The 11,301-nt window shown below is 67.8% G+C and carries 17 protein-coding genes; all 17 read left to right on the top strand.

Annotated features, from left to right (window positions below):
* Positions 1-143 precede the first annotated feature (143 nt).
* Positions 144-2,732, top strand: a complete 2,589-nt coding sequence (locus AB0D44_RS02140) for a peptidoglycan recognition protein (RefSeq protein WP_362583034.1) — start codon at positions 144-146, stop codon at positions 2,730-2,732.
* Positions 2,733-2,822: 90 nt separating this feature from the next.
* On the top strand, positions 2,823-3,929 hold the full coding sequence (locus AB0D44_RS02135; RefSeq protein WP_362583031.1) for a hypothetical protein: 1,107 nt from the start codon (positions 2,823-2,825) through the stop codon (positions 3,927-3,929).
* 469 nt (positions 3,930-4,398) lie between these two features.
* Positions 4,399-4,707: a 30S ribosomal protein S10 gene (rpsJ, locus tag AB0D44_RS02130; protein ID WP_003948644.1), complete on the top strand. Its 309-nt coding sequence runs from the start codon at positions 4,399-4,401 to the stop codon at positions 4,705-4,707.
* A gap of 14 nt (positions 4,708-4,721) precedes the next feature.
* Positions 4,722-5,366, top strand: a complete 645-nt coding sequence (gene rplC / locus AB0D44_RS02125; RefSeq protein WP_007265899.1) for a 50S ribosomal protein L3 — start codon at positions 4,722-4,724, stop codon at positions 5,364-5,366.
* 4 nt (positions 5,367-5,370) lie between these two features.
* A complete protein-coding gene (gene rplD, locus AB0D44_RS02120) occupies positions 5,371-6,021 on the top strand; it encodes a 50S ribosomal protein L4 (RefSeq protein ID WP_031152736.1) in 651 nt (216 codons plus the stop codon).
* Complete coding sequence (rplW, locus tag AB0D44_RS02115) at positions 6,021-6,344, top strand: 50S ribosomal protein L23 (protein WP_007265901.1); 324 nt, start codon at positions 6,021-6,023, stop codon at positions 6,342-6,344. Before rplD ends, rplW begins: the two co-directional genes overlap by 1 nt.
* A 39-nt stretch (positions 6,345-6,383) precedes the next feature.
* Positions 6,384-7,220 carry a 50S ribosomal protein L2 gene (rplB, locus tag AB0D44_RS02110; RefSeq protein WP_362583027.1) on the top strand — a complete coding sequence of 279 codons (837 nt, stop codon included), beginning with the start codon at positions 6,384-6,386 and terminating at the stop codon, positions 7,218-7,220.
* A gap of 12 nt (positions 7,221-7,232) precedes the next feature.
* On the top strand, positions 7,233-7,514 hold the full coding sequence (rpsS, locus tag AB0D44_RS02105) for a 30S ribosomal protein S19 (RefSeq protein ID WP_249767356.1): 282 nt from the start codon (positions 7,233-7,235) through the stop codon (positions 7,512-7,514).
* Positions 7,515-7,557: 43 nt separating this feature from the next.
* Complete coding sequence (gene rplV, locus AB0D44_RS02100) at positions 7,558-7,905, top strand: 50S ribosomal protein L22 (protein WP_007265904.1); 348 nt, start codon at positions 7,558-7,560, stop codon at positions 7,903-7,905.
* Entirely contained in the window at positions 7,905-8,744 is an 840-nt protein-coding gene (gene rpsC / locus AB0D44_RS02095; protein ID WP_007265905.1) for a 30S ribosomal protein S3, read from the top strand. The genes rplV and rpsC overlap by 1 nt, the downstream gene beginning before the upstream one ends.
* A gap of 5 nt (positions 8,745-8,749) precedes the next feature.
* Positions 8,750-9,169, top strand: coding sequence for a 50S ribosomal protein L16 (gene rplP / locus AB0D44_RS02090; protein ID WP_030026326.1), 420 nt, complete (start codon positions 8,750-8,752; stop codon positions 9,167-9,169).
* Positions 9,169-9,393: a 50S ribosomal protein L29 gene (gene rpmC, locus AB0D44_RS02085; protein ID WP_008739703.1), complete on the top strand. Its 225-nt coding sequence runs from the start codon at positions 9,169-9,171 to the stop codon at positions 9,391-9,393. The genes rplP and rpmC overlap by 1 nt, the downstream gene beginning before the upstream one ends.
* Positions 9,393-9,674, top strand: a complete 282-nt coding sequence (gene rpsQ / locus AB0D44_RS02080) for a 30S ribosomal protein S17 (RefSeq protein ID WP_030008467.1) — start codon at positions 9,393-9,395, stop codon at positions 9,672-9,674. Before rpmC ends, rpsQ begins: the two co-directional genes overlap by 1 nt.
* A gap of 109 nt (positions 9,675-9,783) precedes the next feature.
* Positions 9,784-10,152, top strand: a complete 369-nt coding sequence (rplN, locus tag AB0D44_RS02075) for a 50S ribosomal protein L14 (RefSeq protein WP_003956455.1) — start codon at positions 9,784-9,786, stop codon at positions 10,150-10,152.
* A gap of 2 nt (positions 10,153-10,154) precedes the next feature.
* Positions 10,155-10,466, top strand: coding sequence for a 50S ribosomal protein L24 (rplX, locus tag AB0D44_RS02070; protein WP_150258782.1), 312 nt, complete (start codon positions 10,155-10,157; stop codon positions 10,464-10,466).
* Positions 10,466-11,017: a 50S ribosomal protein L5 gene (gene rplE, locus AB0D44_RS02065; protein WP_030298216.1), complete on the top strand. Its 552-nt coding sequence runs from the start codon at positions 10,466-10,468 to the stop codon at positions 11,015-11,017. The genes rplX and rplE overlap by 1 nt, the downstream gene beginning before the upstream one ends.
* A 5-nt stretch (positions 11,018-11,022) precedes the next feature.
* Positions 11,023-11,208: a type Z 30S ribosomal protein S14 gene (locus AB0D44_RS02060; protein ID WP_003956452.1), complete on the top strand. Its 186-nt coding sequence runs from the start codon at positions 11,023-11,025 to the stop codon at positions 11,206-11,208.
* The last annotated feature ends 93 nt before the right edge of the window (positions 11,209-11,301 follow it).

Here is an 11,301-nt window from a genome sequence, read left to right as displayed (position 1 = left end):
GGTCCTCGCGTATCCGCACCCGTGTTCGCCCAACACCCACCCCCCTGTTCGAGCCGACATCGGGGGCCAGTAGCATCCGGCCGGTCAGGCATGTCTTCTGGCGACTCACAACAGGGGTTGGGGACAACTTGAAACTAGGTCGTGTGCGCGGGACGGCGCTGGCCGCCGCGCTCGGTGTCGTGACGGTTCTCGGCATCCAGGGCGTCGCCAACGGTATCGACGCCGGCGACGGCGAGGTCTCGCCGTACAGCGCGGGCGCCCGTGAGAAGGGCCCGGTCGAGGGGGAGCTGCACATGCTCGCCCTGAAGCCCAAGGGCAAGGGGGAGGCCGTCCTCTCCCAGCAGGACACCGAGCCCTTCGGGCTCCTCGGCGTCTCCTGGAGCGACCCCGAGGCCGACGTGCAGGGCAAGATCGAGGCCCGCACCCGGGACGCCGAGACCGGCAAGTGGTCGAAGTGGAAGGTGCTGGAGCAGGCCGAGTCCGGCCTCGACGGCAAGCGCCCGGGCCTGCGCGGCGCCACCGAGCCCGTCTGGGTCGGCCCGTCCGACGGAGCCGAGGTGCGCGTGGGCGGCGGCGCCGCCGAACTGCCCGCCGGCATGGAGCTGAACCTGGTGGACCCGGGTGCCGCTGCCACGAAGGCCAAGAAGAAGGGCAGCCTGAGCCTGGGCCCCGCCGCCTACGCGCTGCCCGCAGTGGACCCCGCGCCGACGACGCCGGGACCGGAGTCGACCGCCCCGCGGCCGGACGTGGTCTCGCGCGTGCAGTGGGGCGCGGACGAGTCCCTGAACAACGAGGGCCCGCTCTACCTGCCCGGTGCGAAGGTCAAGGCGCTCTTCGTCCACCACACGGCGTCCACCGCGCCCTACGAGTGCTCCGAGTCCGCGGCCATCGTGCGCGGTCTGCACGTCTACCACGTGAAGACCAACGGCTGGCGGGACCTCGGCTACAACTTCCTCGTCGACAAGTGCGGCACGCTCTTCGAGGGCCGGCAGGGCGGTGTGGACCAGCCCGTGCAGGGCGCGCACACCTACGGCTGGAACGCGGAGTCGACGAGCGTCGCCGTCCTCGGTGACTACACGTCCGCCGGGGCCTCGGCCGCCGCGCTCGAAGGCATCTCCAAGGTCGCGGCGTACAAGCTGGGCCAGTACGACGGCGACATGAACGGCACCACGACGCTGACCGCCGGCGTCACCCAGACCAACTTCTTCGGTACCACCTTCACCGAGAAGCAGCAGTACACCTTCAAGACCGTCTCGGGTCACCGCGACGGCTTCAACACCCAGTGCCCCGGAAACCAGCTCTACCCGCAGCTGGACTCGATCCGGAAGTCGGGCCCCGCGGCCCAGCTGAAGATCGCCTCCGTGAACGGGACGGCGGCCACGCCGGGCGCCACGCTGCCCAGCGGCGCGGCCCTGACCGTCGACTGGACCACCAGCACGGCGAGCGGCCAGCTGAACAAGTTCGAGCTGCTGGTCGACGGCGAGGCCGTCGCGGTCACCGACGCCTCGGCCCGCAAGGCCACGGCCGCCCTGACCGACGGCCGCCACGAGGTCCGCGTCAAGGCGACCGCCGCGAACGGCAAGGTTTCCACGAGCCTCGCGGTCACCGTCGAGGCGGACGTCAAGCCCGCCAAGTACGTGCCCCTCTCCCCGAAGCGCCTGATGGACACCCGTACGGGCCTGGGCGTTGCGGCCGGGCCGGTCGGTGCGGGCGGTGTCGTCACCCTGCCGGTGGCCGCCGCCACCGGTGGTACGCCCACCGCGGTGGTGCTGAACGTGACGGCGACGAACCCGACCGAGCCGAGCTTCGTGTCGGTGTACCCGGGCGGTACGACCCGCTCCAGCGCGTCGAACCTGAACTTCACCCCGGGCCAGACGATCCCCAACCTGGTGGTCGTGCCGGTCATCAACGGGACCGTCAGCTTCTACAACAACCAGGGCACCGTCGACCTGATCGCCGACATCACCGGCTACTTCACCTCGAACGGTGAGGGCGCCACGCAGACCAACTTCGGTCCCAAGCGTCTGATGGACACCCGCACGGGCACGGGCGTTCCGGCCGGCCCGGTCGGTACCGGCGGAGTGGTCACCCTGCCCGTGGCGGGCGTCGACGGCATCCCGGCCACCGGTGTGAAGGCCGTGGTCCTCAACGTGACGGCGACCAACCCGACGCAGCCGAGCTTCGTGTCGGTGTACCCGAGCGGTACGCCCCGCTCCAGCGCCTCGAACCTGAACTTCACCCCGGGCCAGACGATCCCCAACCTGGTGGTCGTCCCGGTCGTGGACGGAAAGGTCAGCTTCTACAACAACCAGGGCACCGTCGACCTGATCGCCGACATCACGGGCTACTTCTCCGACAGCGCCACGGGCGCCATGCACGCGAACTTCGGCCCCAAGCGCCTGATGGACACCCGTGCGGGCCTCGGCGTCCGCCAGGGCCCGGTGGCCGGCGGCAGCGTCGTCACGCTGCCGGTCGCGGGCGTCGGCGGCATCCCGGCCACCGGCGTGAAGGCCGTGGTGCTGAACGTGACGGCGACGAACCCGACCGAGGCCAGCTTCGTGTCGGTGTACCCGAGCGGTACGACCCGCTCGAGCGCCTCGAACCTGAACTTCACCCGCGGCCTCACGATCCCCAACCTGGTGGTCGTCCCGGTGGTGGACGGAAAGGTCAGCTTCTACAACAACTCGGGGTCCGTGGACCTCATCGCGGACATCACGGGCTACTTCAGCTGATGGCGTGAGCACGTCTTTCCACAGGTGAGGGGCCCCGCACCACACGGTGCGGGGCCCTTCCCGCACTTCAGGGGCCAGGGGATGGGGAACATGGGGAACAACGACAGCACGGTCGGCGGACAGGGGCCCTCCGACGAGCAGTGGGCCAGGTTCCAGGAGGAGGCCGCCGCGGGGAGGGCCCCGGCGCCGCGGGAGCCGTCCGCGCGCGCTCGGATGGTGACCGGGCGGCTGCGGGCCGCGCAGGGCCAGGAACCGCCCGGCTGGCGGACCGGGCCCGCATGGCAGGAGCGCCGGCGCCCGCGGCGCCTCAAGGCCGTGCTGGCCATCGCCCTCATCGCCGGGCTCACGGTGGTCGCGGTACGGCCCGAGCTCGTGATCGACCGGCTCACCGGCAGGGCCGAGGACCGGCAGGAGGCCGCCAAGGCCGCTCCGCTGCCCGCGGAGTCGGTTCGCCCGACCGCGCCGCCGCCCCCGTCGTCCCCCGACCAGCCGACCCTCCAGGACCCCTTCCGCGGCTCCCCGGCGCTCCAGTGGGCCGACGGTGCCGCCGGGATCGAGGTCCCCGAGGCGGCCGCCGTGGGCGGGATGTCCAAGGAGCAGGTAGCGGACGCGCTGCAGAAGACCAAGCAGTTCCTCGTCTCCGCCAACCTGGACCCGGCGACCCTGCACGGGGAGCGGCCCGCCGCCGCCCTGGCGCTCCTGGACCCCCGGCAGCCGGAGATCCCGCAGCGGCTGGAGCAGTACCTGGCGAAGCCCACGGAGCAGGACACCCCGGTGCTGCTCTTCACCCGCTTCGATCCGGCCGAGGTCAAGCCGGTCGGCGACGTCGTCAAGGTGCGCGGCAGCATGCGCGCGGAGCAGGGGGAGCCCGGGGAACTGCTCGTGGTGACGGACTACACCTTCGTCCACCCCATGACGAAGGGGGGCACGAGCGTGCAGCGCACCATCGTGCGCCGGCAGATCACCCTGAGCCTGCTCGACCCGGCGCGCTGGGAGGCCACCCGGGGCAGGCTCCAGCTGCGCTCGTACCTCTCGGAGTGGTCGAACGTCGGGTGCAAGGCGGCCGACGGCTTCCTGCACCCGGACTTCCCGGCCCAGGCGCCGACCGGGCCGGCGCCCACCGGGCCCGCCGTGGACCCGTACGACCGCAGCAGGGGCATCGAGGGCGAGGGGTGCGGGACCGTGACCCGCTCCTGACCGGGGGAGTCACCCCGTCAGGCGAAGTGCGTGGTGCGGTTTGACCACTCAGCGTGGCGGGGTATTCTCTTCCGCCCGATTGGCCAGGTACGTGCCTCGTATGGCAGACTACTCAAGTTGCTCGGCTGAGTGCCGATGCTGCGCGCCTCCCGCCGGGAGGACCGGAAGCGAGTCCCACAGTACTCGTCGTCCTTAATCTGCCTTCCGGGGCAGCAATGGGGGCGGACGTACGGGAATCTTCTGGGAAGTGTCAGCACGGTGCCCACCAGGCGCTCGGTGGGTGTTTCTCCCCCGAAACGCGGTCACAGGGACCGCACCCCCTTGGACGAGGGAATTTCCGTATGGGAATTTTCTGTAGAGGGAGTGCGACACGCCCGACCGCGTGGGTCGGAGGGAAGCGGCGGGATCCGTCCCGCAGCCGACCGGGAGCCAGAGCGTTTCCACATAGAGACAGGACTACGGAGTAGCCATGGCGGGACAGAAGATCCGCATCCGGCTCAAGGCCTACGACCACGAGGTCATCGACTCCTCGGCGAAGAAGATCGTCGAGACGGTGACCCGCACTGGTGCGTCGGTCGCGGGCCCGGTGCCGCTGCCCACTGAGAAGAACGTGTACTGCGTCATCAAGTCGCCGCACAAGTACAAGGACTCGCGCGAGCACTTCGAGATGCGCACGCACAAGCGCCTGATCGACATCCTCGACCCGACCCCCAAGACCGTTGACTCGCTGATGCGCCTGGACCTTCCGGCCGGCGTTGACATCGAGATCAAGCTCTGAGAGGCGTCGAGAAGATGGCAAAGCAGATCAAGGGCGTCCTGGGCGAGAAGCTCGGCATGACCCAGGTCTGGGACGAGAACAACCGTGTCGTCCCGGTGACCGTGGTCAAGGCCGGACCCTGCGTCGTTACCCAGGTCCGTACGAACGACATCGACGGCTACGAGTCGGTCCAGATCGCCTTCGGCGAGATCGACCCGCGCAAGGTGAACAAGCCCCTCAAGGGTCACTTCGCCAAGGCCGACGTCACCCCCCGCCGCCACCTGGTGGAGCTCCGCACCTCCGACGCCAGCGAGTACACGCTCGGCCAGGAGATCACTGCTGAGGTGTTCGAGTCCGGCGTCAAGGTTGACGTCACGGGCAACAGCAAGGGCAAGGGCTTCGCCGGTGTCATGAAGCGGCACAACTTCCGGGGCCTCGGCGCCGGTCACGGTGTGCAGCGCAAGCACCGCTCCCCCGGTTCGATCGGTGGCTGCGCCACCCCTGGGCGTGTCTTCAAGGGCATGCGCATGGCCGGTCGCATGGGTAACGAGCGCGTCACCACCCAGAACCTGACCATCCACGCGGTTGACGCGGAGAAGGGTCTGCTGCTCATCAAGGGCGCGGTCCCCGGTCCGAACGGCGGCCTCGTCCTGGTCCGTACCGCGGCCAAGGGGGCTTGAGGTAATGAGCACCATTGACATCCTTTCGCCGGCAGGCGACAAGGCCGGTACCGTCGAGCTCCCCGCGGAGATCTTCGACGCGAAGACCAGCGTTCCGCTGATCCACCAGGTCGTTGTCGCCCAGCTGGCAGCTGCCCGTCAGGGCACGCACAAGACCAAGACCCGTGGCGAAGTCCGTGGTGGTGGCCGCAAGCCGTACCGCCAGAAGGGCACCGGCCGCGCCCGTCAGGGTTCGACCCGCGCTCCGCAGTTCGCCGGCGGTGGCGTCGTCCACGGCCCGCAGCCGCGTGACTACTCGCAGCGGACCCCCAAGAAGATGAAGGTCGCCGCCCTCCGCGGTGCCCTCTCGGACCGTGCGCGTCACTCCCGCATCCACGTCGTCACCGGCGTGGTCGAGGGTGCCGCCTCCACGAAGGCCGCCAAGACGCTGTTCGGCAAGATCTCGGAGCGCAAGAACCTGCTCCTGGTCGTCGAGCGTGCCGACGAGGCCGCGTGGCTGTCCGCCCGCAACCTGCCCCAGGTTCACATCCTGGAGCCGGGCCAGCTGAACACGTACGACGTGATCGTCTCTGACGACGTGGTCTTCACCCAGGCCGCGCTCGAGTCCTTCGTGTCTGGCCCCAAGGCCGATGAGACCGAAGGGAGCGACGCCTGATGTCTGAGGCGACCGTTACCAGCAAGACCTTCACCGACCCGCGCGACCTGCTGATCAAGCCGGTCGTCTCGGAGAAGAGCTACGCGCTGCTGGACGAGAACAAGTACACGTTCATCGTCGCGCCCGGCGCCAACAAGACCCAGATCAAGCAGGCCGTGGAAGCGGTCTTCTCGGTCAAGGTCACCGGGGTCAACACGATCAACCGGCAGGGTAAGCGCAAGCGCACCAAGACCGGTTTCGGCAAGCGCGCCAACACCAAGCGCGCCATCGTGACCCTTGCCGAGGGCAACCGTATCGACATCTTCGGCGGCCAGGCCTCCTAACGGAGGTCTAGTCGTCCGGAATCGGACGAGGACTGAGAAATGGGTATCCGCAAGTACAAGCCGACGACCCCGGGCCGTCGTGGCTCCAGCGTCGCCGACTTTGTCGAGATCACGCGGTCCACGCCGGAGAAGTCGCTGGTCCGCCCCCTGCACAGCAAGGGCGGCCGTAACAACACCGGTCGTGTGACCGTTCGCCACCAGGGCGGTGGCCACAAGCGCGCCTACCGCGTGATCGACTTCCGTCGTCACGACAAGGACGGCGTGCCGGCCAAGGTCGCGCACATCGAGTACGACCCCAACCGCACCGCGCGCATCGCGCTGCTGCACTACGCCGACGGCGAGAAGCGCTACATCATCGCGCCGCGCGGTCTGCAGCAGGGTGACCGGATTGAGAACGGCCCGACGGCCGACATCAAGCCCGGCAACAACCTCGCGCTCCGCAACATCCCGGTCGGTACCACGATCCACGCGATCGAGCTCCGCCCCGGTGGCGGCGCCAAGTTCGCGCGTTCCGCCGGTGCCTCCGTGCAGCTGCTCGCGAAGGAGGGCGTCATGGCCCACCTCCGCATGCCGTCCGGTGAGATCCGTCTCGTCGACGCGCGCTGCCGCGCCACGGTCGGCGAGGTCGGCAACGCCGAGCAGTCGAACATCAACTGGGGCAAGGCCGGCCGCATGCGCTGGAAGGGCGTTCGCCCGTCCGTCCGCGGTGTCGCGATGAACCCGGTTGACCACCCGCACGGTGGTGGTGAGGGCAAGACCAGTGGTGGTCGCCACCCGGTCTCCCCGTGGGGTCAGAAGGAGGGTCGTACTCGCTCGCCGAAGAAGGCTTCGAGCAAGTACATCGTCCGCCGCCGCAAGACGAACAAGAAGCGCTAGGAGCGGGTTTAGATGCCGCGCAGTCTCAAGAAGGGACCCTTCGTCGACGACCACCTCGTGAAGAAGGTGGACGCTCAGAACGAAGCTGGTACCAAGAACGTCATCAAGACCTGGTCCCGTCGCTCGATGATCATCCCGGCCATGCTGGGTCACACCATCGCGGTGCACAACGGCAAGACCCACGTCCCGGTGTTCGTCACCGAGTCGATGGTCGGCCACAAGCTCGGCGAGTTCTCGCCGACTCGCACCTTCCGCGGCCACGTCAAGGACGACCGGAAGTCGAAGCGCCGCTAAACGCGGGGTGGTTACGACTATGACTTACACCGAAGGGACAACCATGGAAGCCAGGGCCCAGGCGCGGTACATCCGCGTCACGCCCATGAAGGCCCGCCGCGTGGTGGACCTTATCCGTGGCATGGATGCCACGGAGGCTCAGGCGGTCCTGCGTTTCGCCCCGCAGGCCGCGAGCGTGCCGGTCGGCAAGGTGCTGGACAGCGCCATTGCCAACGCCGCACACAACTACAACCACCCGGACGCCTCCACGCTGGTCATCAGCGAGGCGTACGTGGACGAGGGCCCGACCCTGAAGCGGTTCCGTCCGCGTGCGCAGGGCCGTGCCTACCGGATCCGCAAGCGGACCAGCCACATCACCGTGGTCGTCAGCAGCAAGGAAGGTTCCCGGTAATGGGCCAGAAGGTAAACCCGCACGGGTTCCGGCTCGGCATCACCACCGACTTCAAGTCGCGTTGGTACGCCGACAAGCTGTACAAGGACTACGTCAAGGAAGACGTGGCCATCCGTCGGATGATGACGTCCGGCATGGAGCGCGCCGGCATCTCGAAGGTTGAGATCGAGCGCACCCGCGACCGCGTGCGTGTGGACATCCACACCGCTCGTCCGGGCATCGTCATCGGCCGCCGTGGCGCCGAGGCCGACCGCATCCGCGGTGACCTCGAGAAGCTCACGGGCAAGCAGGTCCAGCTGAACATCCTCGAGGTCAAGAACCCCGAGCTCGACGCCCAGCTGGTTGCCCAGGCCGTTGCCGAGCAGCTCTCCTCCCGCGTCTCCTTCCGTCGTGCCATGCGCAAGAGCATGCAGGGCACGATGAAGGCCGGCGCCAAGGGCATCAAGATCCAGTGTGGCGGCCGTCTCGGCGGCGCCGAGATGTCCCGCTCCGAGTTCTACCGCGAGGGTCGTGTGCCGCTGCACACGCTGCGCGCGAACGTGGACTACGGCTTCTTCGAGGCCAAGACCACCTTCGGCCGTATCGGTGTGAAGGTCTGGATCTACAAGGGCGACGTCAAGAACATCGCCGAGGTTCGCGCCGAGAACGCTGCGGCCCGTGCGGGTAACCGCCCGGCCCGTGGTGCCGGCGCTGGCGACCGTCCCGCCGGCCGTGGTGGCCGTGGTGGCGAGCGCGGCGGCCGTGGTGGCCGCAAGCCGCAGCAGGCTGCTGGTGCCGAGGCCCCCAAGGCCGACGCTCCCGCCGCCGCTCCGGCTGAGAGCACCGGAACGGAGGCCTGACCAACATGCTGATCCCTCGTAGGGTCAAGCACCGTAAGCAGCACCACCCGAAGCGCCGCGGTATGGCCAAGGGCGGTACTGAGGTCTCGTTCGGCGAGTACGGCATCCAGGCGCTCACCCCCGCCTACGTCACGAACCGCCAGATCGAGGCGGCTCGTATCGCGATGACCCGCCACATCAAGCGTGGCGGCAAGGTCTGGATCAACATCTACCCGGACCGCCCGCTCACGAAGAAGCCTGCCGAGACCCGCATGGGTTCCGGTAAGGGTTCTCCCGAGTGGTGGATCGCCAACGTGCACCCGGGTCGGGTCATGTTCGAGCTGTCCTACCCGAACGAGAAGATTGCTCGTGAGGCGCTCACCCGCGCTGCTCACAAGCTTCCGATGAAGTGCCGGATTGTTCGGCGCGAGGCAGGTGAGTCGTGATGGCGACGGGAACCAAGGCGTCCGAGCTGCGTGAGCTCGGCAACGAGGAGCTCGTTGGCAAGCTGCGCGAGGCCAAGGAGGAGCTGTTCAAGCTCCGCTTCCAGGCGGCCACGGGTCAGCTGGAGAACAACGGCCGGCTCAAGTCCGTCCGTAAGGACATCGCTCGCATCTACACCCTGATGCACGAGCGTGAGCTCGGTATCGAGACGGTGGAGAGCGCCTGATGAGCGAGAACAACGTGACTGAGAAGACCGAGCGCGGATTCCGCAAGACCCGTGAGGGTCTGGTCGTCAGCGACAAGATGGACAAGACCGTCGTCGTCGCCGTCGAGGACCGCGTCAAGCACGCCCTGTACGGCAAGGTCATCCGCCGTACGAACAAGCTCAAGGCTCACGACGAGCAGAACGCTGCCGGTGTCGGCGACCGCGTCCTCATCATGGAGACGCGTCCGCTGTCGGCGAGCAAGCGCTGGCGCATCGTCGAGATCCTCGAGAAGGCCAAGTAATTCGTCCGGGGGGTTTCCCCCGGATTCGTTCCGCCAGGCTCGGTGGGGGCCGCCGCTCTTCGGAGTGTGAGGCCCCCGCCGGGAACCGGCAGACAAACAGGAGATAGACGTGATCCAGCAGGAGTCGCGACTGCGTGTCGCCGACAACACTGGTGCCAAGGAGATCCTTTGCATCCGTGTTCTCGGTGGCTCCGGTCGCCGCTACGCGGGCATCGGTGACGTCATCGTCGCCACCGTCAAGGACGCGATCCCCGGTGGCAACGTGAAGAAGGGTGACGTCGTCAAGGCGGTCATCGTTCGCACCGTCAAGGAGCGCCGCCGCCAGGACGGCTCGTACATCCGCTTCGACGAGAACGCCGCCGTCATTCTGAAGAACGACGGCGACCCTCGCGGCACCCGTATCTTCGGCCCCGTGGGCCGTGAGCTGCGCGAGAAGAAGTTCATGAAGATCATCTCGCTCGCGCCGGAGGTGCTGTAAGCATGAAGATCAAGAAGGGCGACCTGGTCCAGGTCATCACCGGTAAGGACAAGGGCAAGCAGGGCAAGGTCATCGTTGCCTTCCCCGCTGAGAACCGCGTCCTCGTCGAGGGTGTCAACCGGGTCAAGAAGCACACCAAGGCCGCGCAGAACCAGGCCGGTGGCATCGTGATCACCGAGGCCCCGGTCCACGTGAGCAACGTTCAGCTGGTTGTGGAGAAGGACGGCAAGAAGGTCGTCACCCGCGTCGGCTACCGCTTCGACGACGAGGGCAACAAGATCCGCGTTGCCAAGCGGACGGGTGAGGACATCTGATGGCTACCACTCCGCGTCTCAAGACGAAGTACCGCGAGGACATCGCGGGCAAGCTGCGTGAGGAGTTCTCCTACGAGAACGTCATGCAGATCCCCGGCCTCGTGAAGATCGTGGTCAACATGGGTGTGGGCGACGCCGCCCGCGACTCCAAGCTGATCGACGGCGCCATCCGCGACCTGACGACGATCACCGGTCAGAAGCCGGCCGTCACGAAGGCCCGCAAGTCCATCGCGCAGTTCAAGCTGCGCGAGGGTCAGCCGATCGGCTGCCACGTCACCCTCCGTGGTGACCGCATGTGGGAGTTCCTGGACCGTACGCTGTCGCTCGCGCTGCCGCGTATCCGTGACTTCCGTGGTCTGTCGCCGAAGCAGTTCGACGGCCGTGGCAACTACACCTTCGGTCTCACGGAGCAGGTCATGTTCCACGAGATCGACCAGGACAAGATCGACCGTACCCGGGGTATGGACATCACCGTGGTCACCACGGCGACCAACGACGACGAGGGCCGCGCGCTCCTTCGTCACCTCGGCTTCCCCTTCAAGGAGGCGTAAGCGAGATGGCGAAGAAGGCTCTCATCGCGAAGGCTGCCCGCAAGCCCAAGTTCGGTGTGCGTGCGTACACCCGCTGCCAGCGCTGCGGTCGCCCCCACTCCGTGTACCGCAAGTTCGGCCTGTGCCGCGTGTGCCTTCGTGAGATGGCTCACCGTGGCGAGCTGCCGGGCGTGACCAAGAGCTCCTGGTAATCCTCCCGCCCTTTGGGTGTTGAGGTTTTCCAGACGCTCTCGGTAAGCATCAGGTCGGCGGACCGCCCTGCCCGCATGCCGTAGGCTTGTGGG

It is taken from the genome of Streptomyces sp. NPDC048349, from assembly GCF_040651925.1.
Classification (GTDB): Bacteria; Actinomycetota; Actinomycetes; order Streptomycetales; family Streptomycetaceae; genus Streptomyces.
Note: the sequence above shows the minus strand (reverse complement) of the source record. Positions and strands in the feature narration are given on the sequence as shown.

Coding starts and splice junctions, on each gene's coding strand:
- rpsJ (WP_003948644.1), top strand. CDS start 4,399: ATGGCGGGACAGAAGATCCGCATCCGGCTCAAGGCCTACGACCACGAG.
- rpsS (WP_249767356.1), top strand. CDS start 7,233: ATGCCGCGCAGTCTCAAGAAGGGACCCTTCGTCGACGACCACCTCGTG.
- rpsQ (WP_030008467.1), top strand. CDS start 9,393: ATGAGCGAGAACAACGTGACTGAGAAGACCGAGCGCGGATTCCGCAAG.
- rplX (WP_150258782.1), top strand. CDS start 10,155: ATGAAGATCAAGAAGGGCGACCTGGTCCAGGTCATCACCGGTAAGGAC.
- rplP (WP_030026326.1), top strand. CDS start 8,750: ATGCTGATCCCTCGTAGGGTCAAGCACCGTAAGCAGCACCACCCGAAG.
- rplW (WP_007265901.1), top strand. CDS start 6,021: ATGTCTGAGGCGACCGTTACCAGCAAGACCTTCACCGACCCGCGCGAC.
- AB0D44_RS02060 (WP_003956452.1), top strand. CDS start 11,023: ATGGCGAAGAAGGCTCTCATCGCGAAGGCTGCCCGCAAGCCCAAGTTC.
- AB0D44_RS02135 (WP_362583031.1), top strand. CDS start 2,823: ATGGGGAACAACGACAGCACGGTCGGCGGACAGGGGCCCTCCGACGAG.
- rpmC (WP_008739703.1), top strand. CDS start 9,169: ATGGCGACGGGAACCAAGGCGTCCGAGCTGCGTGAGCTCGGCAACGAG.
- rplE (WP_030298216.1), top strand. CDS start 10,466: ATGGCTACCACTCCGCGTCTCAAGACGAAGTACCGCGAGGACATCGCG.
- rplC (WP_007265899.1), top strand. CDS start 4,722: ATGGCAAAGCAGATCAAGGGCGTCCTGGGCGAGAAGCTCGGCATGACC.
- rplB (WP_362583027.1), top strand. CDS start 6,384: ATGGGTATCCGCAAGTACAAGCCGACGACCCCGGGCCGTCGTGGCTCC.
- rplV (WP_007265904.1), top strand. CDS start 7,558: ATGGAAGCCAGGGCCCAGGCGCGGTACATCCGCGTCACGCCCATGAAG.
- rpsC (WP_007265905.1), top strand. CDS start 7,905: ATGGGCCAGAAGGTAAACCCGCACGGGTTCCGGCTCGGCATCACCACC.
- rplD (WP_031152736.1), top strand. CDS start 5,371: ATGAGCACCATTGACATCCTTTCGCCGGCAGGCGACAAGGCCGGTACC.